Source organism: Pseudomonas salmasensis (assembly GCF_014268375.2).
Classification (GTDB): Bacteria; Pseudomonadota; Gammaproteobacteria; order Pseudomonadales; family Pseudomonadaceae; genus Aquipseudomonas; species Aquipseudomonas salmasensis.
In genome coordinates, this window is sequence record NZ_CP077083.1 from 1,468,309 (window position 1) to 1,492,917 (window position 24,609).

Consider the following 24,609-nt stretch of genomic DNA (forward strand, 5'->3'; position numbering starts at 1 on the left):
TTTCGCGAGCAAGCTCGCTCCTACAGGGGGCAAGAGGGCAAGCCCTATCGCCTTTGAATCTGCACCGTGGCAAACGTCGGCTCGTCGCGCGCCTGCTCCAGTGTATTCCTAGGCTGTTGCGGGGCCCGGGATTGCCCCTCTGGCCGTAACGCAGGCGGCGGATGCAGGCGCATGTCCGAGCGCTCATCGCTGGGCGCAACGCCGAAGAAATCCCGGTAGCACTTGGAAAAATGCGGCGTGGACACAAAGCCGCAAATCACCGCCAGCTCGACAATCGAAATGGGCGTCTGCATCAGCAACTGGCGGGCACGGGTCAGGCGCAGTTTGAGGTAATAGCGCGATGGCGTGCAGTACAGGTGCTTCTGGAACATGCGCTCCAACTGGCGGCGGGACACGTGCACGTAGGCCGCCAGTTCGTCGAGGTCGATGGGTTCTTCCAGGTTGGATTCCATCAGGGCGACCACTTCTTGCAGCTTGGGCTGTTGCGTGCCGAGCAGGTGCTTGAGCGGCACGCGTTGGTGGTCGCGCTCGTTGCGAATGCGCTCGTACACGAACATCTGGGAGATCGCCGCCGACAGCGTGTGCCCGTGATCGCGGCCGATCAGGTGCAGCATCATGTCCAGCGGCGCAGTGCCGCCCGAGCTGGTGAAACGGTTGCCATCGAGCGTGAACACGCTGGAGCTGACTTTGACGCGGGTAAACGCCTCCTGCATCGACGCCATCAGCTCCCAATGCACGCTGCACTGGAAGCCATCGAGCAACCCCGCCTGGGCCAGTGCCCAACTGCCGGTGCACACCGCGCCAAGACGTTTGCAGTACAGGCGCGCCTGGCTGCGCAACCAGGCGATGAGCGCAGGGCTGATAGCCTGTTGAATGCCCACGCCGCCGCACACGATCACCGCATCGAAGCCGCGCTGGTCCTGCGCGCACGCGTCCGGGGTCACCGACACGCCATCGCTGGCCCACACCGGCTGGCCGTCCAGGCTCAGGGTTTGCCAACGGTAGAGTTCTTCGCCCGCCAATTGGTTGGCCATGCGCAGCGGCTCGACCGCACACGACAGCGATATCAGCGTGAATTGGTCCAGCAGCAAAAAGCCGATGGTCTGGCAAACAGGTGCCTCGGTTTCCATCACCGCTACCCCAGAGGCGTGATCAGGAATGTTCCAGCGCCACCGGCTTGGGTGCCCGGTTGTGCTGACGCGCCGTGACTAGGCCGATAAAGGAAATCACCAACGCCAAGCCAATGGTCGAAGACACTTCGGTGCGGTGCTCGGGCGTCACCATCATCACCCCCAGGGCCAGGCAGATGAACACGATTACCAGGTAAGTCAGCCACGGAAACAGCCACATGCGAAAGGTCAGCTCAACCTTTTGCCGCACCAGCAACCGACGCATGCGCAGTTGCGAGATAGCGATCACCAGGTACACCAACAACGCGATGGCGCCGGAGCTGGCGAGCAGGAACTGGAACAACCCGGCAGGCATGAAATAGCTCAACAACGTAACGCCCGCGCCGATGATGGTACTGGCGATCACCGCCGCCCGGGGCACGCCCGCCTTCGAGGTAATTTTAAGCGCCGCTGGCGCATCGCCGCGCTTGCCCAGGGAAAACAACATGCGCGAAGAAATGTAGATCGAGGAGTTCATGCAACTGGCCACCGCAATCAACACCACCACATCGACCATGAACTTGGCGTTGGGGATGTTCATAATTTCCAGTGCGCGCTGATAGGAACCCACGGACGCCAGTAGCGGGTCGTTCCAGGGCACCACGGAAATCACGACGGAGATCGACAGCAGGTAAAACACGCCAATGCGCCAGATCACCGAGCGGGTGGCCTTGGCGATGTTCTGCGCCGGGTTGCTCGATTCGGCTGCGGCGATGGTCACCGCTTCGGTGCCGATGAAACTGAACATGATGGTGATAAAAGCCCCCACCACCGCCGACAAGCCGTTGGGGGCAAACCCGCCGTGCTCCTCCATCAAACGGCTCAAACCACTGGCTTCGCGATCCGGGATCCAGCCCATGAGTACGCTGAACCCCAGGCCGATAAAGCCGACGATGGCAATCACCTTGGCCATGGCAAACCAGAATTCGAATTCGCCGTATTTGGCCACGCTGAACAGATTGGTGATCACCAGCAAAACGATTGAGATCAACGCAAACAGCCACGCATCCACCTGAGGGAACCACTGGTTGAGCACATGCCCGGCAGCCAATGCCTCGATAGGAATGACCAACACCCAGAACCACCAATACAACCAGCCGATGGTAAAACCCGCCCAAGGGCCGATGGCCTGGTCGGCGTAGGTGGAGAACGAGCCGGTGTCCGGTCGCGCCACCGCCATTTCCCCCAGCATGCGCATGACCAGCACCACCAGCAGGCCGGAGAACAGATAAGCCAGTAAAACGGCCGGCCCCGCTGCGGCGATGGCATGACCGGAGCCGACAAACAGCCCCGCGCCGATGATGCCGGCGATGGACAACATGGTCACATGGCGCGGCTTGAAGCCCTGCGCCAGTTGACCGTTGGAATCGTTGCAGTTGAGGCTAGTCATTGTTTTTGTTGTTCTCGGGCGGCCAATGACCCACACCTTAAGTGCCCGAAGCCAGGCACAAGTAGCCTGGTTACGCCACCATCGTGTCTGATATCGACATGGGTGATGGCGATTGAGAGCCGCATGTAGCTTCACCCAACGCCCAGCATCTGCCACAACGACGCGCCTACGCCGGTAATGCTCTCACCGGCGATCAGCCCCGCCGCTGCCGTGATCGCAAAGCGCTGCGTCACACTCGGCCAGCGACAGCTCATCGCCCAGGTCATCACCGCGCCCAGCGCCATCATCAGCGACACCGACGCAGGCAAGACGAAGGCCAGCCCCAAGGCTGCCGCACTGGGCAGATAGCGGGCGCGATGGGTGGGTAATGTGCTGTCGAGTATGCCCAGCAGCACGCCGAACAAGCTTGCAATGCCGATGGCCCAGCGGATGCTGGGGGACAGTGAATCCAAACCGTGGGTCAGGGTTTGGGCCACGGCTTTCCAGGTGGCGACGGCCGGGGCTGGCCATTGTTCGGTGAGCAGCATGGTTTGCGGGTCGGGGATCAACGCCAGGTACGCGAATACACCGACGATGCTGCCGACAAAAATTCCGAGGATCTGGGCGATCACTTGCTTGTGCGGCGTGGCGCCAATCGCCTTGCCCACCTTGAAGTCATTCATCAGGTCTGTGCACTGCCCCGCCGAACCGCCAGCGGTGTTGGCGCTCATCAGGTTGATCGGCACATGGCCCGGCGCAACGATGCCGAAACTCAGTTGGGACAGTTGCCCGATGGCGCCAATCGGTGGAATGCCGGTGGCGCCCACCACCCGCGCCGCCACGGCGGCCAGGCAGATCGCCAGGGGAATGGTCAGCAGCGCCATCCCGAGGTGGATACCGAACAACAGCGCTTGCAGGCTCACCACCAGCACGATCGCCAGGGCAAAACCGGCGGCCGGCCCGGGCTTGGGAACAGCCCAGGGCGTGCCGCCAGCCGCTCGGGTTGAGCGATGCAACGCCCACAAGCGAATCGCCAGGGACGCCAGGGTTGAACACACCATCAGGCTCACCCCAGGCCACAGCAGCCATTCCACCAGCGCGGCAAATTGCGGGCCGCTGCTGTCGCCGGGCAGGCTCACCAGGCCGTTGGCCAACAGCCACGGCCCCAGCCCGCCCCAGGCCAGCAAGGCGCCTAGCAACAGGGTCAGGCCCACGCGAATGCCGATAATGCCGCCGAACCCCAGCAACAGCAGCGAAGGGTCTGCGGTGAAGGTCAGGCGCTCCAGCTGGGCGTTCGGCGACCAGCGTGGGAAGGCCCACATAAAGGTATCCACCCACTTGACCAGCCCGGACAACAGCGCCGCGCCGAGCAGCACTTTTAAACGCGTGGCGGCTTCGCGGCCATGGTTGTAGATGTGCAGCAGGGTTTCCAGGGTGGCCATGCCTTCGGGAAATTTCAGCGCCTTGTCATTGAGCAATGAAGGCCGCAGGTACCACGCGATCCAGATCCCCAGGAAGCTCACCGAGAACACCCAGGCGATCATCGGCAGCGCCGCCAGTTGGTTACCCGTGAGCAAGGTATACGCCGGGATGGGTGCGACCAGCCCGCCGGAAATGATCGACGCTGCGGCCGAGGCCACGGTCTGGTTGATATTGCTTTCGTGCAGAGTCCACGCCAGGTGCTCGCCGGAGCGCCGGGCCAGGCCTTGCCAGATGCCATAGCCGACCAGCAAGGCGATGATCGACATGTTGAACGACCAGCCGATCTTCAAGCCTGCGTAAACATTGGAAGGGGTGAGCAGGATACCCAGCACGATCCCGGTGATGACCGCCCGCAGGCTCAATTCGCGTTCTACCGGGACGCTTGAGGAGGTGGAGTGCATGCAGATTCCTTTCGAGAAAAGCCAGTGCCACCTTTTAAGTGAGCACCGGGAGACTCGAAGGTTCACCTGCCGAAGCGGGTTCTGTAGGAGCGAGCTTGCTCGCGAAAAACCCAAAGGCGCCGCATTCATCCAGGAAACACGCGTTATCGTTGACGTTTTTCGCGAGCAAGCTCGCTCCTACAGGAGGCGGTGTGTCGGTGGGCCCGCTATTTGGCGAACGCGTATTCCCCGCCTCGCTCCACCGCCTTGCGATAAGCCGAGCGTGCCTGGAGCTTTTGCAGCCACGCCGCCAGGTTCGGGTAGGCCTGCAATTTGCCTTGAGCCTGGGCGACTTCACCAATAAAGCTCATCTGGATATCCGCCCCGCTGAGTGCGTCACCCACCAGATACGGCGTGTGCCCCAGCACGTCGTTCAGGTAGCCGAGGTAGTTGGCCAACTCCGATTCAATCCGCGGATGCAGCGGTGCGCCCGCTTCACCCAGGCGCCCCACGTAGAGGTTGAGCATCAACGGCAACATGGCCGAGCCTTCCGCAAAATGCAGCCATTGCACATAGCTGTCGTAGGCGTCGGTGGCCGGGTCGGGTTGCAGTTGGCCGTTGCCGTGGCGGCGGATGAGGTAGTCGATAATCGCAGCGGATTCGATCAGCACGCGGGAACCGTCTTCGATCACCGGGGACTTGCCCAGGGGGTGAACAGCCTTCAGTTCAGGCGGTGCAAGGTTGGTTTTCTGATCGCGCTGGTAGCGCTTGATGTCGTAGGGCAGGCCCAGTTCTTCAAGTATCCAGAGAATGCGTTGTGAGCGGGAATTGTTGAGGTGGTGGACAGTGATCATAGCGGGCAGCTCCGTTAGGGTTAAGCACAAGACTACACGACGGAGGTGGAGTGCCCTGAATGTTGTTCGCCTCAAGAGCAATCACGTAATATCGCTCAAGGCTCGACTGTTCCACAGCAAAGGACTGCACATGCAACGCATCGTGATACTGGGTAACGCAGGCAGTGGCAAATCAACCCTGGCCCGCGACCTTGGCAGGCGCCTGAATTTATCCGTGGTGCACCTGGACAGATTGTTCTGGGAGCCTGATTGGGTGGAGGCCGACAATGAGGTCTTCCGCGCGCGGGTACGGCAAGCGGTTGCATTGGACCGATGGGTCTGTGAAGGCAATTACGCCCGACGGACTTTCGATCTACGCCTGCCGCGCGCAGACCTCATCATATGGCTCGACACCCCTCGCACCACCTGCTTGCGACGAGTGCTTATACGCAGCCTGCTGGACCGGCCGCGTGCAGATAAGCCCGCAGGCTGCAAGGAGAAACTGGACAGGGAGTTTCTGAACTTCCTGAGCTTTTGCTGGAACTACGACCGGGTGAGCCGACCTGGCATTGAAGCGGCGCGCATGAATATCGGGCCGCAGATTCCAGTGATTCACTTGCGCAACGTACGAGAAGTAGACGAGCTCTTACAACGCGCGGATCAACCCTGTGGGTTCACCAGCCTGTACTGACTGAAATTATTGATGTGATCAACCAGATTGCCTTCAAGCATCATCCGGTACTGGTCGCAAAAATACGTGAGCATGGCTTCGTGCGCATCGCGCCATGAACCGGTGGCATTCAGGCGAGCAACTGGTTGATCCACGCTATCTGTTGCTCAATCTCCTGCACCTTCTGCACAGATAGCCCCTGTCGCGCCTGTTCAAGGCTGGCCAAAGCCTTGCGTTTCTGGCGCAGCAGGCGTTGCCATTTCGCCAAAAATTGCGGGGTACGGGCCTGCATTTGCACGGGGCCGAAGTACAGCTGCTCGGCACTGTAGCTCACGCCCTCTGCACATTCGGCAACGATGATTTCGTAGTAAAAACGGTTCTCCCGCAATACCTCTTCGTGCAGGATCTGGTAGCCGTTCTCCATCAACCATCGTCGCAGCGGCTGCTCGCCGCCGTTGGGTTGCAGGATCAGGCGTTCCCGGCCATTGAGGTGCGCCTTGCCGCTGTCGAGAATGTCGCGGATGGTCTCGCCACCCATGCCGCACAGGCTGATGGCGGTAATGTCATCGCCGGCTTGAATCGCCGCCAAGCCATTGGCCAGGCGCACGGTGATGTGCTGCGCCAAGCCGTTGTCGGCCACGGTACGGTTGGCCGCCTGAAACGGTGTAGCGGCCACTTCCCCCGCCACGGCCGCCGCAATAGCGCCACGGCGCATCAGCGCCACCGGCAGGTAGGCGTGGTCCGAGCCGATATCGGCCAGGCGGGCACCGGCCGGTACATGCGCGGCCACGCGCTCCAGGCGCTGGGACAAGGTGTGTTCGTTCAACGGTGGTTCCTTAAGAGTGCCCGGAAAATCGATCCCGGCTGTTGGTCAAGTGCAGCACCATGGCCGCCCGTGCGGCGTCTGGGTCCTGGCGCTTGATAGCGTTGTAGATGGCCTCGTGTTCCAGGTTCGCCAACTGCCCCAGTTGGGCAAAGTCCGCGCCGCCGCGCTCGACGGCATTCACCTGGGTGCGCGGAATCATCGCCGTGCCCAGGTGCTGCATGATGTCGGTGAAAAACGTATTGCCGGTGGCCTCGGCGATCAGTTGGTGAAAGCGCTTGTCCTCCTCCACACAGCTGTCGTTGTTGGCCAGGGACGCCTGGTAGTCGTCCAGCGCCTGGCGCATGTGGGCCAGTTGCACTTCGCTCCTGCGCAGCGCGGCCAAGGCCACCGCTTGCACTTCCAGGCCCAGGCGCAATTCGAGCATGTTGCGCACGCTGGCAACCGTGTCTACGTGCAAGCGCAAGCCTGGCTGGGTGTGCGGCTCGAGCACAAAGGTGCCGATGCCGTGACGCGTCTCCACCAGCCCCGACGCCTGCAGCTTGGACAAGGCTTCACGCACCACGGTGCGGCTCACCCCATGCTCAAGCACGATGGTGGATTCGGACGGCAGTTTTTCACCCGGCTTGAGCTGCCCCAACTGGATGCGCTGGGTCAGTGCCTCGACCACACCCTGGGCCAGGTTGGCGGAACGTTTACGCACAGGCGGTGTGCTTTTAATCGGCATCGAGACGGGTCCACGGGGTTGGGCTGGGGGGAGCTTATCACCCTGAGCGCACGCGGCGAGGAGTGGCGGCGAAAAACACGCAACTTGTATGACAACACACTCATCCCACCACACCGGACCATGTCTTCGCTTTGAGAGAAGCGCACATCCCGCCCCGTCAACAGCGGAGATAAACCCAATAAAATCTAGCAAATAACCAAAATAGCCAATCTCAATACCGGCTTATAAGAACAAAAACACCCCTCACAGGATTGCGGCTTTCAAAAAACAACTTGTATGATGTCTGGCAACAAAACACCAAACCCGCATAAAAATAATCAGGGGGAGTTTTCATTCGTGAAGCATTCAAGCCCAGCGTCAGCCGCACCCGAAAATGATTCAGCACTCACCCGCGCCGTGAGCAAAGTGAAGGGCCATGTGCTCCCACTGTTCGTGGTCATGTTCATCCTCAACTACATCGACCGGGTCAATATCGGCTTCGTGCGCACGCACATGGAGCATGACCTGGGCATCGGCGCAGCCGCCTACGGCTTCGGCGCCGGGCTGTTTTTCATTGGCTATGCGTTGTTCGAAGTGCCGTCCAACCTGCTGCTGCAAAAAGTCGGTGCCCGTATCTGGCTCACCCGCATCATGTTCACCTGGGGCATCGTTGCTACGCTGATGGCGTTTATCCAAAACGAAACCCACTTCTACATCTTGCGTTTCCTGCTGGGTGTGGCGGAGGCAGGGTTCTTCCCCGGCGTGATCTATTACTTCACCCGCTGGTTGCCCGGCGTGGAGCGTGGCAAGGCCATCGCGATCTTCCTCAGTGGTTCGGCGGTGGCGTCATTGATCTCCGGGCCGTTGTCGGGTGCGTTGTTGCAGATCGAAGGCTTTGGTTTACATGGCTGGCAATGGATGTTCGGCATCGAGGGCCTGGCTTCAGTGGCGCTGGGCTTCTTCGTGTGGTTCTGGCTGGACTCCAAGCCCCACGACGCCAAGTGGCTGAGCCGCGAAGAACAGGATGCGCTGGTGGGCGCCATCGATCAGGAGCAACGTGATCGCGAAGCCCTGACCACGGTCAAACCTACTATCGGCAAGCTGCTCAAGGACCGCCAGATCCTGCTGTTCTGCGCCTTGTATTTTTGCATCCAACTGACGATCTACGCCGCCACCTTCTGGCTGCCGAGCATCATCAAGAAAATGGGTGACCTGAGTGATGTGCAGGTGGGGTTCTTCAACTCGATCCCCTGGCTGATATCGATCATTGCCATGTACGCCTTCGCGTCGCTGTCGGGCAAGTTCAAGTTCCAGCAGGCCTGGGTCGCGGTGGCCCTGCTGATCGCGGCGGCCGGCATGTTCATGTCCACCACCGGAGGGCCGATCTTCGCTTTCGTTGCGATTTGCTTTGCGGCCATTGGCTTTAAATCTGCGTCTTCGCTGTTCTGGCCGATCCCCCAGGGCTACCTGGATGTGCGCATCGCCGCCGCCGTGATCGCGCTGATCAACTCCATCGGCAACCTGGGCGGTTTTGTGGCGCCGACTACCTTTGGCTTTCTGGAGCAGACCACCGGCTCGATCCAGGGCGGGCTGTATGGCCTGGCCTGCACGTCGGTGCTCGCGGCCATCCTGGTGTTCTTTGCCAAGACCTCACCCTCTGCCGTAACGGCCGTGCCCAGCGGCGCCGCCATCAGCAAACCTCTTTGAACTCAGCTAGGAACGCGCCATGAATACCCCTGTAGTCACGCATTTCCAAGTCGTCCCCGTCGCCGGCCACGACAGCATGCTGCTCAACCTCAGCGGCGCCCACGGGCCCTACTTCACGCGCAATATCGTCATCCTCAAGGACAGCAGCGGCAACACCGGCGTGGGCGAAGTGCCCGGCGGCGAGCGCATTCGCCAAACCCTGGAAGATGCGCGCAGCCTGGTGATCGGCCAGCCGATTGGCCAGTACCAGCGCGTTCTCAACCAGATGCGCAGTACCTTTGCGTCTCGAGACAGCGCGGGCCGCGGCCTGCAAACCTTCGACCTGCGCATCACCATCCACGCCGTCACCGCCATGGAGGCCGCGCTGCTCGACTTGCTCGGCCAATTCCTTGAGGTGCCGGTGGCGGCCCTGCTCGGTGAGGGACAGCAGCGCGATGCGGTAAAAATGCTCGGCTACCTGTTCTATGTGGGGGATCGCAACGCCACCGACCTGGCCTACCGCAACGAGGCCGACGCCGATGATGAGTGGTTCCGCCTGCGCCATGAAACAGCTCTGACCGCCGACGCGGTAGTGCGCCTGGCCGAAGCGGCCCAGGCCAAATACGGCTTCAACGACTTCAAGCTCAAGGGCGGCGTATTGAGTGGCGATGCAGAAATCGAAGCCGTCACCGCGCTGGCCGAGCGCTTTCCCGATGCACGCATCACCCTTGACCCCAACGGCGCATGGTCGCTGAAGGAAGCCATCCGCCTGTGCCGCGACCAGCATCATGTGCTGGCCTACGCCGAAGACCCCTGCGGCGCAGAAAACGGTTATTCAGGCCGTGAAGTCATGGCCGAATTCCGCCGCGCCACGGGCCTGAAAACCGCCACCAACATGATCGCCACCGACTGGCGCGAAATGGGCCACGCCATCCAGTTGCAATCGGTGGACATTCCCCTCGCCGACCCGCACTTTTGGACCATGCAGGGCTCGGTGCGCGTCGCGCAAATGTGCAACGAGTGGGGCCTGACCTGGGGCTCGCATTCCAACAACCACTTTGATATTTCCCTGGCAATGTTCACCCAGGTGGCGGCGGCCGCACCGGGCGAGATCACCGCCATCGACACCCACTGGATCTGGCAGGACGGCCAGCGCCTGACGCGGGAGCCGTTGAAGATTGAAGGGGGCTATGTGAAGGTGCCGGCCAAGCCTGGCCTGGGCGTGGACATTGATATGGACGCCGTGGCCCAGGCTCATGAACTGTACAAAGGCATGGGCCTTGGAGCGCGGGATGACAGTGTGGCGATGCAGTTTCTGATTCCGGGTTGGGGCTTTGATAACAAGCGGCCTTGTCTGGTGCGGTAAATCGGCTTTAGGAATGCTCAGCGCAATTTGAGCGTGACGCAAAAAATCCGATGCCCAAACAGGCATCGGATTTCAGTCAGATCAGAAGCTTAGCGGTTTGACCTCTGGCACGTCTGCCAGATGCCTCTTTGCGCTACTGCTGATTGGCGACCTCCAGATCCGCCGCATCCTCTTCCAGGCCAGAGAGAGCAGTGCCATTGATCATCGGCCCATAACGGCGGCTGAATTCCCAGTTGTAGGGCACGCGGTCTTTGCTGATCCCGTTGTCCCAATTCACCGACCAGGTCATCAGGCCCTTGATCGACAATCCTTTGTCGTGCAAACGCTTAAATGTATTGGTCACGGCTGTTGGGTTGATCACATAACCGGTGGCAGCCGCATCGACGTTAGCGGGCAGGCCAATGACGAACTTGTCTGCCGGGATTTTGGTAAACCCGCGCGTCCCGCTCACCAGGCTTTCGGTCAGGTAAAACAGGAAGTCCTCTTTCATCGCGTCGTTGTTCTGGGCAATCCAGGCGCCGTTGCCGTTGTTGACCTCCTGCACCCAGATGCCGTCGCCACCCTGGTTGTAATACTGCGGGGCAATGAAGTCGTAATAGCCTTCCAGCGCCTGGATGTAACCGACGTATTTGCCGGCGGTGGTCAGATACGGAAACTCCGGCGCCATGCTGATGATGAAGTGTTTGCCTTGACCCGCGTAGTGGTCCTTGACCAATTTCAACGCGGCGGGCAGGACCGTCTTATTGTCGGCGAAATCAATCGCGCTCTGTTCAAGATCGATATCCAGGCCATCAAAGCCATAGGTTTCCACCAGGCGGATAATCTCGTTGGCCAGTGGCTGTTCGTTGCCTTTACGCAGTTCGATGTGTGCATCGGCGCCGCCAAGGGAAATCAGCACCGCCCTGCCCTGGCTGTTCAGCACGCCCACCTGGCGACGGAACTCGGCGTCGGACAGGTTGTACGGCTTGAAGGTTGGGATACCGTTGCCTTTCATGAAGGCCACGGCCACCACGTTGTAATCCTTCGGCACATCCGCCAGGCTGATAGTGGCGAACTGGCCACGCTGGTAGCCATCGCTCGGCCCGGCAGGCCAGTTGTGCCAGAAGCCCATGAGGATCTTTTTGCCGGCCATGCTCGGCATCAGCGAAGCGGCATCGTTGAGCGGCGATTGCAGTGAGGTAAAGTCAATCTTTGACATGTTCTAATCCTTCAGAACGTGGGGGTTTAACGGTGCGGGCTTATTTGAAGTCCACATCGAAGGCTTGATAGAAGGCGTTGCCGGTGTTGGCGACGATCCACATCAACACAATCACATGCTGGCCCTTTTTGTTGGCCGGCAGTTTCACTTCATGATTGACCTTGGCCTTCAACTCGCCTGCATGGCTGTAGTAAGGCACCTGGGCATAGAAGTCTTCAGCGAACGGCTGGGTTTCCAGTTGTGCGCGGGTGATGCGCTGTTTCGGGTCCCAGCCATCCTTGGTGATCAGCCAGCGATAGCCACGGGTGGTGTGCGGCGCGGTGTATGCCCAGGTGACCTTGAAGGTCTGGCCCGGCTCGACATTGAGCAACGGCCAGGTGAAGGCACGGCCGAGTTTCTTGGCCATTTCCTCGTGGGTGAAGTTGACGCAGTCACGGGCATCGGTCTTGCCACCGCTGAGGATGAAGCCGTCGGCTGGCGGGGTGACGCTGTCACTGTCGGTTTGATAAGGCGCCGGGAACGGACCGGCCGTCAGTGCCGGGAAGTTCTTGCCGCCTTCCATTTCATTGACCTGCCAGGTCTCCAGCAGGCCGAGATCCACGGCGACTGCGCCACGGCTGGAAGGGGATGTGACACGACCATGGCGAAGAGGTGTCTGGGTTTGTGGTTTGTTCATTTTGTAACTCCATTGATTTGATTAAGAACTCTCCTTTCCTTGAAGGAGAGGACCTCAACCTAACGGAGTTGCTTTTTTTTGCTACAGGCGCATTTTTCACTCATTTTCGGTTCATGAGCGCGCAGACCCGCAAATACTGGATATATAACCAGCACTATAGGGGAACCCTTACGCTTACAGAGGTCGATTTCCTACAAGACCATGCGCATTTCAATACAGCTTCTCTGTACCGATGGCAGCCGTTTTTTTAGGGGTGGTCGCGGTAATCGGTCGCACCGTCAGCTCCACCCCCAATGCCAACATCAGCTTCTGGACCGTCTCATAACGCGTCTTTGAGCCGCCTTTCAGGGTTTTATACAGGCTCTCCCGATTCACCCCCGCCGCTTCGGCAACCTTGTTGACACCCAGGGCCTTGGCAACCTCGGCCAGCGCCTTCATAAGGACTTGCGGGTCATGGCACGCCATGCTTTGCGCAAGATAAGCACTGACGGTTTGCGGGCTATCAAGGAAGCGCGAAGCCTCATAGGCACTGGTGCCGGATGTATCCAGCTTGAGGATCGGCATGTCCTCTGGTTTGAATGTTGACTGACTCATGTCATTGACCTCTCAGGGCATCAAGAATCTCTTTTGCCCGCTTGATTCCTCGTTTCTGGTCGGTTTTATCGCTTCCCCACAGCATCAGGTAAGCGGTGATGCCCGTGCGCACAAAGTAAATCCTGTAGCCGGGCCCGACAAACACACGCATTTCACTCATGCCATCGCCTACAGGCTGGCAATCGCCAAAATTGTTTTCTTCGGCTCGATCCAGGCGGATCAGTACAGCCGTCTTACCCCACACATCCTTCATACCGTCGAGCCATGTATCGAACTCGGGCGTCCTGCCGATCGTATTGGTCACAGATTCAAATGTAGCCTACTGGCTACTCCTTGTAGATGCCAGTGAATTTTTAATGTCGGTGTGCACCGCCAGAAAAAATCCTAGTCCAGCCGCCGCGCAGGCAGCCGAGCAATACTATTAGCGCTTGTGTCCTCAAGGCCGAAACGTTGCGTCGCAACTGAGGCATCCTCTCTGTAGGAGCGAGCTTGCTCGCGAAGAACGTAAAGATAATGTGTTCATCCAGAATGAACGCGGCGCCTATGGTTTTTCGCGAGCAAGCTCGCTCCTACAGGGAGGGAGTGAGTGGGCCGGCGTTGATGTAGACCCGTCCTACAGCAAGCTGCACCACCTTGCTCCATTGCCTACAGTTGCGTCAGAATCCGCCGGCTTGTGCGCTTGGATGGGCGTCTCTAAGGTGGCCCGGTCGCTGACAACTCAGTGATCGGGTTTAGTAGCCCGAGGGTCAATTACACTTAGTGCATGAGCTTCATCTATCAGACGTTCCTGTCTGTGCCTAATGGTGGCTGTGCGTAGGGCGCCTTCGGGCGCGCCGGCTTTGTGTAATTCCCCGGTCTACTAACCTGCGTACAGCTGCCACCCTTTCGTTTAGTAGCGAAACGGTGTCGGCCCCACTCAGGAATTACGCATATGTACAAAGTCACGCCAAACCCTCCAAACGATCCAAACCTAAAGCTTGATCAAGCAGCCCGTCGTGCAATCGATCACGCCCTCAACCCCAACGCCGAGCCCCCTCCTCCATCCTCGACACCGCTGTTCAGTGTTGCCGACGACGCCAGCAATGAAATGCTCGTCGCCAATAGCTATGAAACCTTTTCCTCAGTAACCGCCCTGCTGCTCGACCTGTCGGATGAACTGACGGGCAAACAGCGCGACGTCGCGTTGGCAATTCATCAGCTAAGTGAATTGGGAATGCTGTTGGTCGATAAGTTGATGGAACGCGAGGCTGCTGTAGCGGCTGGCTAAACGTTCAACACGCCCAAAAAAAGCCGAGCCGTCGCGCCACAAGACGACTCGGTTTTTTTTGCCAAAGCAGGGGTTGACCTTAAAGCGAGGTTTAAGGTGAGCATGCACGAACCGGCAGGATTACTGGACCCTGGATCATGCTCAAAACCCTTATTTCTTTTGCGTTGGTCGTGATAGGTGGCGCGCTTATGACATTTGCACAGGCTGAACCCGGCCCTTCCACGGCCGCTGCGAACAATCGCCAGATCCTGGTGATCATGACCAACCACGCCAGTTACCCCTCAAGGACCGATACCACGGGCCTGTGGCTAACCGAGCTGACGCATTTCACCGAGGTCGTGGAAGCGGCTGGCTACACGACGGTATTTGCCAGCCCCAAAGGAGGTGTTGTGCCACTGGACGAGCGCAGCCTCGGTTGGCTGTACATGGATAAGGCGGCGCGTGAACAGTTGCAGTCCACGGCCTTTCGCGCCCGGCTGCAAAACACGCTGCCCATCGTCAATGTCGATCCGTCGCAATTTCGCGCGATCTACTTCACCGGCGGCCACGGTGTCATGTGGGACTTCCCAGGCAACCTCGACCTGCAACGTGTCGCCCAAACCATTTACAACCAGGGCGGCATCGTCTCGGCCGTGTGCCACGGTGTGGCAGGCCTGCTGGATCTGAAGGATGAACAGGGCAATGCGATCATCAAGGGCAAAAACATCACCGGCTTCTCCAATCGCGAAGAACTGCTATCGGGCATGAAGCGTGAGGTGCCGTTCTTGCTTGAAGACCGGCTGCTGAGCCAAGGGGCGCGTTACCGCAAGGGCTGGGTGCCGTTCACCTCATTTGTCATCACCGATGGCCGCCTGATCACGGGCCAGAACCCGCAATCGCCCAAGGCCGTCGCACTCGCCGTGATAACCGAGCTGTCCCACGAACGATAGCGCCTAGCCCCTCCCTGGAGAAAACCGATTGAACATCCCAAGCGCCGTTTTAACCGCATTGCTGCTCACCCCTTTTGCCAACCTTGCGTTGGCGGGAACACCCGAGATGCCCAGCCCGAACGACACAACCCACATCGATATCGCCGGCCAGCAGGTGCCCGTCGTCAAGGGCGGCTTGTACGACCGCTTTCGCTCCAACCCGCCGTTGTCGGTGGTTGCAGCAGAATTACCAGGGGTTGATTTAAGCTGGTTCAAAGGGTTGCAAAAGCACAAGGTCGACATCGGTTTTGAATCCTACTCGCCCAATTTTTACTACCAGAACAGTCGGGTAACAGCGGTCTATACGGCTGACATCGATAAGCTTCGGGCGTTGATGCCACCGCAGGTACTGGCCGCCGTGCAGCCCTTGCAAGTCTGGCCGGGTCGCGGACTGATCGCGTTTACTGCGTATACCTATGAGCATTGCGATAACGACGCCTATAACGAAGTCGCCGTGTCGATCATCACGAACAAACCTGGCAAAGCCAACCTGGGTCCCTTCACGCTGGTGGGCCAGTCGATGTCGCAGGATTTTTGGGGCTATGTGCTCAAGCTGCCGGTGAATACCGAACTGGCGCGGGTGCGCGGGGTGGTCGGTTACAACCTGCCGAAATGGCTCACCGGCATTGATCGCAAAGAGGATGGGCACTCGGTGGTGTATGACATTACCGATAGCCAGACCGGCAAACTGGACGTGTCGTTCAAGGTTAAAAAGCTTGAGAAACTGTCCCGTGATGTGGACCTGGTCACCAGCAGTTTCACCAATCTGGATCACCACGGCCAACTGGCCTATGGGTATGCGGTTTCCCGCCAGCTCAGCCATGGCTCCAGCCGTGACGCAGACTCAGCCACCCTCACGCTGGGCGATGGCAGCCTGTCCGATTACCTGCGCGCCCTCAAGCTGGGGAAAATGCTGAAGTACGAATACGTACCCGAGTTCCAGAGCGCACTCTATGCGCCAGAGCCGCTCGCCAACCTGGTTGGCGAACGCTGAACCTTGTGCGCCGGTCAGGTCCTCGGGGCCCGGCGGGCGCTTTTTCTTGTGGATGAGGCTGGAGCGCCCCCTTCCTCGCGCAGACGGTTAATCAGCATCTGCGCATTCTCCGCACAGGCCATGCCCTCGGGCTTGCCTTCGATGCCCTTGATGACGTTCAGCAACTGCGCCTTGTTCTGGGCCAGCCGTTGTTGCAGCACCTCGATTTCCTCGACCTTGTGCTTGAGCCCGCTGAGCAACTCGTCATGCTGCCAACCACCGGCACTGCGGGGCATTAGCTGACGGATTTCTTCCAGTGAAAAACCGGCTGCCTGGGCACCCTTGATGATCTCCAACACCGCCTCGGTGCCGGGCGTATAGTCCCGATAGCCGTTGGATTTACGCTCAACCGATTGGATCAGACCGCTCGCCTCGTAGAAACGGATACGTGAAGCCGCCAACCCGCTGATTTTTGCCAACTCGCCTATTCTCATGTACCACCCACAAAAAACCATTGACCTTAAAGTTGACTTTAAACCTAAAGTCATTGGGCGGCCAAGGCGGCAATTCGTGGACGGCACTTGCCAGACACGAATGGGCTGCAGTGGGTCAATCCAGCGCCATGATCGCGATTCGATCAGGCCATCATTTCATTTGGGAGAGGCGAACATGGGCTACGTCACCACGCGGGACGGTGTTGAAATTTTCTACAAAGACTGGGGCCCACGCGATGCCCAGGTCATTTTCTTCCATCATGGCTGGCCACTGAGCGCAGACGACTGGGACGCGCAAATGCTGTTCTTCCTGGGCGAAGGTTACCGGGTCGTTGCCCACGACCGGCGTGGCCACGGGCGTTCCAGCCAGGTCTGGGACGGGCACGATATGGACCACTATGCCGACGACGTCGCGGCCGTGGTCGAGCACCTGGGCGTACAAACTGCGGTGCATGTCGGTCACTCCACCGGCGGCGGTGAAGTGGTTCATTACATCGCCCGCCACGGCGAAGACCGCGTCTCGAAGGCCGCCATCATCAGCGCCGTGCCACCGTTGATGGTCCAGACCCCGAACAACCCTGGCGGCCTGCCCAAGTCAGTGTTCGACGACTTGCAGGCGCAGCTGAAAGCCAACCGGGCACAGTTTTACCAGGACGTTCCCGCCGGCCCTTTCTACGGCTATAACCGCCCAGGCGCCAAGCCTTCCGAGGGCATCATCCTGAACTGGTGGCGCCAAGGCATGATGGGCTGTGCCAAGGCGCACTATGACGGGATCGTGGCGTTTTCCCAGACCGATTTCACCGATGACCTGAAGAGCATCCAGATACCCGTATTGGTCATGCACGGTGACGACGACCAGATCGTCCCCCATGAAAATGCCGGGGTGCTGTCCGCCAAACTATTGAAAAACAGCACGCTGAAAATCTACCCGGGCTTCCCGCATGGCATGCCTACCACCCACGCCGATACGATTAATGCGGATTTGCTGGCGTTTATAAGGAGCTGATTGATTGGGGGCGGGTAACCGCCCCTTCTTCAGGGTTTTAGATTCTTCATCCATTTGAGTAAATGCCCAGGCCAGAGCCATTGCGCACTGGACTGGTCTTGGTTGACTGCAAGGGTGTCTACAAGAGAGCGCGTCGTCAGGGCGTCTGCTACAGCACCCGCAACGCCACTGTGCGCCTGTCGTTCGTCGACCGTCGGCGCAACCGCCCGACGCGGCTTGCCGGTCGCCGGGTCCATCGTGTAGCCAGCAGCCTTGCCTTTTTCGGTAATCGTCCATAGGCCATCCGTGTTGATAAGCACGGGGTCATCGAATATAAGCGTCACCTCTTCGGCCACTGTGACTACCATGTTGTCCTTGATACTTGTCGGCACGTAAGTGGTGAACTCGCGGCCCAACGAAGCTTGCGCGGCGCCCTCGCTGGAAAATCTCAGCACCATCTGTTCAAGGAAGGCAATGCTCCCCATGTTGCTCAATGCGCCGAAGTCCGGGTTCAGGACATGCCGCAAAAAACCCTGATCGAGCCGGGTTGAGTCAATCGCCGAACCGCTCAGAATGCGTGAGGCTGTCGCTATATCGTGTGCCTTGAAATTGAACGTCACCCTGCGCCCCTCTTGGTTGTAGCCTTCATTGCCACTCAACAGTTGGCGACCGTTATCATGATGACGATAGTTGCCGAGGTCGTAAGCCAACATATCGACATACGCCAAGTCGGCACCTTGTTCCTGCGCATAAGCGTACATATCAGACAGCAGAGTGCGATCATCGCGAGTGAGAAAGTCGTAATTGCTTTGGGCCATGTTGCTGCGGTTCAGGGTGCCTTCGGCCACCGCAGGCTCATGTCCCAGAAAGAGGCGAGAAATCATCAGTTCACGACCTATGGTAGAACCTGAAGAAGCGCTGGCCCTCTGCTCATTCAAGCGAGCCTCTTGCCAGGCAGCCCGCCGTTCGTTGACGGTGAACGCACCGCTGTCGTCGCGGGCAATCAGAGTCAATTGATCGACCGTAAGGCCTGTGAATGGGTTACTGGCAGAACCGTTGGCGAAGGCAGTGGCTTGCTTGGCGCGCTCATGCAATTCCAAGAACGGCGTATCGGGGACTTCGGCATCATGCTGAGCCTTGTTAGCGAAATATCGCTCGTCACTTATCCCATCGAGCGGATTGAGGGCGTTGTGCCTTGGGTCCAGCTGGCGAAGGCGGACTTCACGGCTAGCAGCATCACTTAATTGCCCCGCCAGGATCGAAACGGTACTGACGGTACTGGCTTGAACCTTATCGCTGGAGGAGCCGGTATTGTCTTGAATAGACGACACAGAAACCGGGCTAGGGCGGGTGGGAACAGCACTGCCCAAGTGGTTATTAGTTAACGATGTATAAACACTGACGTTCATCATGATTACACCCGCCATCGACAAAGAATGTTTCCTGATCGGCAAGTAAGCCCCGCAGGCGGACCTTACGCGAGCCTCGCAACCTAATCTCTGTACCGAACCGTCACCGCATCGCTGCCAGCAGGGTAACCCACTCGCGCACCGCCCCCCAGGACATGGTGTTTTATCGTAATACGTGCGCCTTGCCCGAAGCGCTGATCATTGAAGTTGGTCAGCGTTCCGGAAGTACCTGGCCAGATCGGCACACATGTTTGCTGGGCTCCGTTATAGGGCTGCGAATAGCACAACTCAACGCTCTCCTTTATGTTTTCGGGATAAGACGTTGTGCTCCAGTCGATCCCTAACAACTGCTTGGGAACGCCAAAGGACCCTGCAGGAAAATAGGCGTGGGACAAGTCAAAGACAGCGAGTCCAGTACCTCCGATAGAAATGACGTTGATAACACTTGGTGTGACCGTTTTGCTGATCACTTTTTCTTCGGCACACACTGCGCCGTAGGGGAGTAAAGATATTCCAATCAATAGAACAATTAAATAACGACGCATGGATATACCCAGCATCAGTTTTGAATCTGGTAGCGCGTTCATAGCTTCCATAACCATCACCCTCAAGTTAAAAAGCATAAAACTCAGATCATCATCGATACGGCAGTAGGACTCACGCTCAGACAGTGCACGATTCATAGCGCCAAGTAAGCCGGCCACTTCCTAAAAACATGAAGTCCCCATCTGTAATACCCGAAAGTAGGAATTCGTAGGCCACCTCCTAGTCCCGCCTGCCCTCTACCTAAACCGCCCATTTCAGTTCATGCTGCGCACCTCATTTCAAGGACGATAAAAACAATGAAAGCCATCCTCGCTGCCCTGCTCCTGATAGGTTTTACCGCGCCTGCACTCGCCAACGACAACCCCATCGGCTTCCAAACCACCACGCTCCCCGACACTCACAACATTCGCCCATTGGAGATGGCCGTGTGGTACCCCGCCACCAGCACCGCCCAACCCAAGCTGATCGCCGACAACCTGGTGTTCATCGGTGTGCTTGCGGTGCCTGATGCCGCACCGACACCCGGCAAACATCCGGTGGTGGTGCTCTCCCACGGCTACGGTGGCAATTGGGGTAAACAGGCGTGGCTGGCCAGTGCGCTGGCCCGGCGGGGTTATATCGTGGCGGCAGTGAATCATCCTGGCACCACCAGCCAGGATCGCAGCGCGCAAGCCGCCGCGCAGTTGTGGCAACGGCCCAGGGATTTGAGCCGGGCCATTGATGCGCTGCTGGCGCAGGCCACGCCATTTGGCGCGGTAGATAGCAGCCGGATCGCGGTGATAGGCCATTCCCTGGGCGGCTGGACGGTCATGGAGAGCGCGGGGGCGCGTTTTGACCCGGCGTTGTTTGCCCGGGACTGCGACGCCCATCCGACGTTGGTGGCGTGCACGGCCTACCGTGAGATGAACCCTGAAGGTACGCCGAGCGGAAAGGCTCAAGTGGCCGCGGACTTGAGCGACAAACGCGTGAGCGCTGTGGTGTCCCTGGACCTGGGCCTGTCACGCGGTTTTACCGATGCGAGCCTGGCGGCGTTGCCAGTGCCGGCCCTGGTGATCGCCGCCGGTGTGCCGTCAGCGGATTTGCCGGCGCAGATGGAATCGGCCGACATGGCCAAGCGGCTGCCAAAACCGTCGACTCAGTACGTGGAGATCCAGGACGCCAACCATTTCAGCTTTATGTCCCAGTGCAAACCGGGCGCGGCAGCGGTGCTTGATGCGGATGTGCCCGGCGACAGCATCATTTGCCAGGACGGCGAAGGCGCGCGGCCACGGCCCGTGATCCAGCAGCAGGTGATCACGCTGATCAGCGAGTTCCTGGTGCGCTGAACCGGTAGTATCATCCGCGTCTTTCCCCTTCAGGCAACGGAACATGAACCGCCAGAAAAAACTTCAGCAGCTCTTCAAAGCCAAAGCGAAAAAGGCCAGTGCCAAGCTGGCGCCTAAAAGCAAAGACAAATACATCAGCAAGGCGGATCGCTTGAAGCTGGCGACCGAAGCCGGCCAGGAGCCGGTCACGGCTGTCGAGACGCCTGCTGAGTAAGACGCATGGCTGAAGGGGTTGCCGCTTCGTATTTGCCCCAGATACGCCGCAGATGCCGCGCCGAGCCAAAGCCTGCGCGCTCGGCGATGGTTTCAATGTCCAGGGCCGACTCGGCCAGCAGTTCCCGCGCCACCGCCAGGCGCAGGCGATGCAGGTAATCCAGTGGGCTGATCTGCACATGTTCCTGGAACAGGCGCGCCAGGTGTCGGCTGCTGGTGCAGGCCAGGCTTGCCATGCGGGTGAGCGTCCAGGCCTCACAGGGGGCGGCGGCGATGGCGTCCTGCACGCGATGGACCGCCGGGTGCAGGTGATTGCGCCCGGTCACCCAAGGCGATAGCTGCGGGTCGCTGCCGCTGCGGCGCAGGTACACCACCATGTCTCGCGCCACCGCGCAGGCCAAGCGTGGCCCGGCCAGTTCGGCGACCAAGTGCAGCATCAGGTCGATACCCGCCGTGATACCGGCGCTGCAACTGACCGGGCCATCGGTGACGTAAAGGCGGTTTTCCAAAACCCGGGCCTTGGGGGCGAGGGCCTGCAAGGTGGCGCACAGCGAATGGTGCGTGGTGCATTGGCGCCCATCGAGCAGCCCGGCCCTGGCGGCGCTCAACGCGCCGGCGCACACGCACACCAGGCGTTCGGCCGAGGGCGCGAAGACGTTTTGCAACCACAGGGTGAGCTGATGGCTGGCCGATTCGAAAGCCTTTTGGTGGGCCTTTGATACGTTCATCGTGGAGCCCACCAATACCACCAGCGTGCCGGGCGCCAGGGTCGATGGCAGTGGCGCCAGCCCGGTCAGTGGCAAGCCGATGGAGCTGTGCAGCGACTCCACCGGGCTGACGTACTGCAAGTCGAAATCCACCGCCGCCGGGTCCTCGGCTTGCGCGGCCAGGCGCAACACTTCGGCAGGCCCGGCCAGGTCGAGCATCAGCACATTGGGCAGCAGTACAAACAGCACCGGCACGCTCACGGGTTCATCCCTCCAAGGCCAGGTCGACCGTGACGATGCGCGCAAAACGCTCTTCCAGCACCAGCTCCGTGCGTTCGCGGATTTGCGCCGGGGTGTACTCACGGCCGCTACGCAGGTGGGTCATGGGGAATGTCAGTGTGGCTTCACTGACAAAGTCCACCTTGAAGCCGCTGTCCGACGCCTGCCGTGTGGTGGTCTCGCAGCATTGCTCGGTCCGGATGCCACTGATGATCAGCGTGGTGACGCCCATCTCCGTAAGGCGTGCGGCCAGTGGCGTACCGGCAAAGGCGCTGTGGTAACGCTTATGGATCACCAACTGTGGATTGATCGACAGCTCGCTCAAGGCCCTGACGTTGCCCGATTGCATGGAGAAATGCCCTTGGTCTTCAACATGGAAGACTTGTACCACCGGGATGCCTTGCTGAACACAGCCATCAATGAGGGCCTGCTGTTTTTCCAGGTAATCGGGCAGGTCATTTTCGGACCAGTAGGTTGAATGACGGAACGAATGTTGGGCGTCGATCACGATCAGGGCTTTATGACTCACGGGTTGTCCTTCTGGCTTGTGTCTATGGGGAGACGATAGAGCCATGGTAAGAACAACGTCGAGAGACCGACAGACACAAGGCGGACCACTTCAGGACGGATTCGGACCTGACACTGTGTACGCCATGGCACAGCGGCTGCCGGCGGCGAAGCCCTGGGCGTACTCATTCACCAAGGTGTTTTCCAGGCGCTGATCGGTATGGGGTTCAAAGCCCAGGCGCCGATAGAACGGCGCATTCCAGGGCACATGCTTGAAGGTGGTCAAGGTCACCGCACGCAGTTGCTGGGTGCGTGCATGGTGGATCGCCGTTTCTACCAGCCTGCGTCCCCAGCCCTGGCCTTGCAATGGCTGGGCAACCGAGACTTCATGGATATGCAGGTCATCGCCAAAGCGTTCTGCACTGAGGAAGCCTTGGAGCTGGCCGTGGGTGTCGACCACCACCCAGCAGGTCGATAGCGCGATCCACTGGCGATGGCACTCGACACTGATCGACGCAGCATCCGCCAGCCAACCCAGGCCTTCAATGGCCCGGAATGCCTGGGCAGCGCAATGCTCGATGGCGGGTAATAACCCAGCCTCTTGCGCTCGCGCCAGGCGAATGTGAGTGCACGGCTCAGCAGCCACTCAAGGCCACCTTGGGCCGCTCACCCGCGAAGAAAAAGGGCCGCAAGCGCACACCCACGCTGTTGCCGATAAAGGCCGCCACCAGCCACACCCAGCCATGCAGGCTGCCCGAGGCGATGCCGCTGAAGTAGGCGCCGATGTTGCAGCCATAGGCCAGGCGCGAACCGTAGCCGAGCATAAGGCCACCGATCACAGCCGCGATCAACGAGCGCCGCGGGATGTTCAGGCTAGGCGCAAAACGCCCGGCCAGGCCTGCGGCCAGCAGCGCGCCGAGGACAATGCCGATGTCCATGACGCTGGTGATGTCTTCCCACACCGGTGCAGCCAGGGCCTTGGCATTACCGGGCATTTGCCAGAATGCCCAGCTGGCGACGTCCACGCCCAGCCCGCTCGCCACCTTGGCGCCCCACAGCGCGAACGCCGAAGTAATGCCCCACGGCCGCCCGGCCAGAGCCAGGGTGGCGTAGTTGAGCAGCGCCAGGCCGATTGCGCCCCACACTAAAGGCCATGGCCCGCGCAGGAAGCGGCGTAGCCCTTGGTGCTCGCTTTGCACGCCTTGTTCAAGTTGGCCGTGACGACGCTTTTCCAGGCGCACGGTCACCATTGCAATCAACGCGAACACCGTCAGGCTCAGGCCCAATGCAGGCAGCACACCGAAGGTTTTGACGATGGAAACCGCCGGAAACGATGGCAGTGCAAACCACCAGTCGACGTGATGGGTGGCGATCAACGAGCCACAGATAAAGAACAGCAGTGTCACCAACATCCGCGCATTACCACCACCGACAGTGAACAAGGTGCCCGACGCACACCCGCCGCCCAACTGCATGCCGATCCCGAAAATAAACGCCCCGAACACCACCGACACACCCGCCGGCGCCACCAGCCCGGTCACCGGCTGGCCAAACAAAGTGCCCGCGCCCAGCGCCGGGAAAAACAGCACCACCGCCACCGCCAGCATCACCATCTGCGCACGCAAGCCGGCGCCACGCCGATCATTGATAAACACGCGCCAGGCCGAAGTAAAACCGAAGGCAGCGTGATACAGGGTCAGGCCCAGGGCGGCGCCGACCACCAGCAACAATACCTGGCGCGCGCCCACCGTGTTTTGCAGGAACAGAGCGCCCACCACCAGGATGATAAAGGCGATCAGTGGCGCGACGGGCTTGCGCACGGGCGACAGGGAAAGAGAGGTGCTCATGGAGATCTCGATTGGTTGGAAGGAGGCAAGTATAGCCTTAGACGGAATTTGATCAGGTGGGGGCATTGCCGAAAGGCTCATTGTTTGAACCACCGCTATCGCAGCCTCGCTAAAGCTCGACAGCTCCCACAGGGGGT

25 protein-coding genes and 2 pseudogenes are annotated in these 24,609 nt (G+C 59.6%); 9 read left to right on the top strand and 18 right to left on the bottom strand.

All coding sequences use genetic code 11. From position 1 onward, the window contains the following. Positions 1-44: 44 nt before the first annotated feature. From gbdR to HU731_RS06345, 4 genes are all read right to left on the bottom strand, one after another. Positions 45-1,130, bottom strand: a complete 1,086-nt coding sequence (gbdR, locus tag HU731_RS06330; RefSeq protein ID WP_054896289.1) for a choline metabolism transcriptional regulator GbdR — start codon at positions 1,128-1,130, stop codon at positions 45-47. Between the two features lie 22 nt (positions 1,131-1,152). Continuing rightward, positions 1,153-2,559, bottom strand: coding sequence for an amino acid permease (locus HU731_RS06335; protein WP_186606744.1), 1,407 nt, complete (start codon positions 2,557-2,559; stop codon positions 1,153-1,155). 131 nt (positions 2,560-2,690) lie between these two features. Then, positions 2,691-4,421: an OPT family oligopeptide transporter gene (locus tag HU731_RS06340; RefSeq protein ID WP_186606745.1), complete on the bottom strand. Its 1,731-nt coding sequence runs from the start codon at positions 4,419-4,421 to the stop codon at positions 2,691-2,693. Between the two features lie 206 nt (positions 4,422-4,627). After that, positions 4,628-5,254, bottom strand: coding sequence for a glutathione S-transferase family protein (locus tag HU731_RS06345; protein WP_186606746.1), 627 nt, complete (start codon positions 5,252-5,254; stop codon positions 4,628-4,630). A gap of 130 nt (positions 5,255-5,384) precedes the next feature. Here HU731_RS06345 and HU731_RS06350 point away from each other — a divergent pair, with 130 nt between their 5' ends. Continuing rightward, positions 5,385-5,924 (top strand): AAA family ATPase, encoded by a 540-nt coding sequence (locus HU731_RS06350; RefSeq protein ID WP_044274776.1) that lies wholly within the window; start codon positions 5,385-5,387, stop codon positions 5,922-5,924. On the opposite strand, the pseudogene HU731_RS28310 reads toward HU731_RS06350, so the two are convergent. The 3 genes and pseudogenes from HU731_RS28310 to HU731_RS06360 all read right to left on the bottom strand — a co-directional run. After that, a pseudogene (locus HU731_RS28310) lies at positions 5,894-6,010 on the bottom strand (DUF3144 domain-containing protein); the annotation flags it as partial. The gene HU731_RS06350 and the pseudogene HU731_RS28310 overlap by 31 nt on opposite strands. Positions 6,011-6,033: 23 nt before the next feature. Then, positions 6,034-6,729, bottom strand: coding sequence for a tRNA (adenine(22)-N(1))-methyltransferase (locus HU731_RS06355; protein ID WP_186606747.1), 696 nt, complete (start codon positions 6,727-6,729; stop codon positions 6,034-6,036). Between the two features lie 10 nt (positions 6,730-6,739). Beyond that, positions 6,740-7,453, bottom strand: a complete 714-nt coding sequence (locus tag HU731_RS06360) for a FadR/GntR family transcriptional regulator (RefSeq protein WP_186606748.1) — start codon at positions 7,451-7,453, stop codon at positions 6,740-6,742. 336 nt (positions 7,454-7,789) lie between these two features. Between HU731_RS06360 and HU731_RS06365 the strand changes: the two genes are divergently transcribed. Continuing rightward, the gene (locus tag HU731_RS06365) at positions 7,790-9,139 is read left to right on the top strand and encodes an MFS transporter (protein ID WP_186606749.1); all 1,350 of its coding nucleotides are present in this window, start codon (positions 7,790-7,792) and stop codon (positions 9,137-9,139) included. Between the two features lie 19 nt (positions 9,140-9,158). Further along, positions 9,159-10,484, top strand: a complete 1,326-nt coding sequence (gudD, locus tag HU731_RS06370) for a glucarate dehydratase (RefSeq protein WP_186606750.1) — start codon at positions 9,159-9,161, stop codon at positions 10,482-10,484. 196 nt (positions 10,485-10,680) lie between these two features. On the opposite strand, the pseudogene HU731_RS06375 reads toward gudD, so the two are convergent. The 4 genes and pseudogenes from HU731_RS06375 to HU731_RS06390 form a co-directional block, all read right to left on the bottom strand. Continuing rightward, positions 10,681-11,682, bottom strand: a pseudogene (locus tag HU731_RS06375) (chitinase); the annotation flags it as partial. A gap of 40 nt (positions 11,683-11,722) precedes the next feature. After that, positions 11,723-12,358, bottom strand: a complete 636-nt coding sequence (locus tag HU731_RS06380) for a lytic polysaccharide monooxygenase auxiliary activity family 9 protein (protein WP_056785932.1) — start codon at positions 12,356-12,358, stop codon at positions 11,723-11,725. Positions 12,359-12,568: 210 nt separating this feature from the next. Then, positions 12,569-12,952, bottom strand: coding sequence for an addiction module antidote protein (locus HU731_RS06385; RefSeq protein WP_186606752.1), 384 nt, complete (start codon positions 12,950-12,952; stop codon positions 12,569-12,571). A 1-nt stretch (position 12,953) separates the two neighbouring features. Further along, a complete protein-coding gene (locus tag HU731_RS06390) occupies positions 12,954-13,256 on the bottom strand; it encodes a type II toxin-antitoxin system RelE/ParE family toxin (protein WP_014719210.1) in 303 nt (100 codons plus the stop codon). Between the two features lie 627 nt (positions 13,257-13,883). Between HU731_RS06390 and HU731_RS06395 the strand changes: the two genes are divergently transcribed. The 3 genes from HU731_RS06395 to HU731_RS06405 all read left to right on the top strand — a co-directional run bounded on the left by HU731_RS06395 (position 13,884) and on the right by HU731_RS06405 (position 16,181). Next, positions 13,884-14,219: a DUF6124 family protein gene (locus HU731_RS06395; RefSeq protein ID WP_186606753.1), complete on the top strand. Its 336-nt coding sequence runs from the start codon at positions 13,884-13,886 to the stop codon at positions 14,217-14,219. A gap of 188 nt (positions 14,220-14,407) precedes the next feature. Then, positions 14,408-15,148 carry a type 1 glutamine amidotransferase domain-containing protein gene (locus HU731_RS06400; RefSeq protein ID WP_186606754.1) on the top strand — a complete coding sequence of 247 codons (741 nt, stop codon included), beginning with the start codon at positions 14,408-14,410 and terminating at the stop codon, positions 15,146-15,148. Positions 15,149-15,254: 106 nt separating this feature from the next. Beyond that, complete coding sequence (locus HU731_RS06405; RefSeq protein WP_186606869.1) at positions 15,255-16,181, top strand: acetoacetate decarboxylase family protein; 927 nt, start codon at positions 15,255-15,257, stop codon at positions 16,179-16,181. Between the two features lie 14 nt (positions 16,182-16,195). Here the strand turns inward: HU731_RS06405 and HU731_RS06410 are convergent, their stop codons facing one another. Continuing rightward, complete coding sequence (locus HU731_RS06410; RefSeq protein WP_186606755.1) at positions 16,196-16,654, bottom strand: MerR family transcriptional regulator; 459 nt, start codon at positions 16,652-16,654, stop codon at positions 16,196-16,198. A gap of 175 nt (positions 16,655-16,829) precedes the next feature. Between HU731_RS06410 and HU731_RS06415 the strand changes: the two genes are divergently transcribed. Continuing rightward, positions 16,830-17,660: an alpha/beta fold hydrolase gene (locus tag HU731_RS06415; RefSeq protein ID WP_186606756.1), complete on the top strand. Its 831-nt coding sequence runs from the start codon at positions 16,830-16,832 to the stop codon at positions 17,658-17,660. A 29-nt stretch (positions 17,661-17,689) separates the two neighbouring features. Here HU731_RS06415 and HU731_RS06420 read toward each other — a convergent pair whose 3' ends face one another. Together HU731_RS06420 and HU731_RS06425 are read right to left on the bottom strand one after the other, a co-directional pair. Beyond that, on the bottom strand, positions 17,690-19,051 hold the full coding sequence (locus HU731_RS06420; protein WP_186606757.1) for a hypothetical protein: 1,362 nt from the start codon (positions 19,049-19,051) through the stop codon (positions 17,690-17,692). An 80-nt stretch (positions 19,052-19,131) separates the two neighbouring features. After that, positions 19,132-19,731, bottom strand: coding sequence for a hypothetical protein (locus tag HU731_RS06425; RefSeq protein WP_186606758.1), 600 nt, complete (start codon positions 19,729-19,731; stop codon positions 19,132-19,134). Between the two features lie 159 nt (positions 19,732-19,890). Between HU731_RS06425 and HU731_RS06430 the strand changes: the two genes are divergently transcribed. Together HU731_RS06430 and HU731_RS06435 are read left to right on the top strand one after the other, a co-directional pair. Next, positions 19,891-20,919, top strand: coding sequence for an alpha/beta hydrolase family protein (locus tag HU731_RS06430; protein ID WP_186606759.1), 1,029 nt, complete (start codon positions 19,891-19,893; stop codon positions 20,917-20,919). Positions 20,920-20,962: 43 nt separating this feature from the next. Then, positions 20,963-21,133 (top strand): DUF2986 domain-containing protein, encoded by a 171-nt coding sequence (locus tag HU731_RS06435; RefSeq protein ID WP_069558568.1) that lies wholly within the window; start codon positions 20,963-20,965, stop codon positions 21,131-21,133. Here HU731_RS06435 and HU731_RS06440 read toward each other — a convergent pair. The 4 genes from HU731_RS06440 to HU731_RS06455 all read right to left on the bottom strand — a co-directional run bounded on the left by HU731_RS06440 (position 21,105) and on the right by HU731_RS06455 (position 24,472). After that, entirely contained in the window at positions 21,105-22,100 is a 996-nt protein-coding gene (locus HU731_RS06440) for a GlxA family transcriptional regulator (protein ID WP_186606760.1), read from the bottom strand. The genes HU731_RS06435 and HU731_RS06440 overlap by 29 nt on opposite strands. A gap of 4 nt (positions 22,101-22,104) precedes the next feature. Further along, on the bottom strand, positions 22,105-22,647 hold the full coding sequence (locus HU731_RS06445; RefSeq protein WP_186606761.1) for a cysteine hydrolase family protein: 543 nt from the start codon (positions 22,645-22,647) through the stop codon (positions 22,105-22,107). A gap of 90 nt (positions 22,648-22,737) precedes the next feature. After that, complete coding sequence (locus tag HU731_RS06450; protein WP_186606762.1) at positions 22,738-23,271, bottom strand: GNAT family N-acetyltransferase; 534 nt, start codon at positions 23,269-23,271, stop codon at positions 22,738-22,740. After that, a complete protein-coding gene (locus HU731_RS06455; RefSeq protein WP_186606763.1) occupies positions 23,261-24,472 on the bottom strand; it encodes a YeeE/YedE family protein in 1,212 nt (403 codons plus the stop codon). The genes HU731_RS06450 and HU731_RS06455 overlap by 11 nt, the downstream gene beginning before the upstream one ends. Between the last annotated feature and the right edge of the window lie 137 nt (positions 24,473-24,609).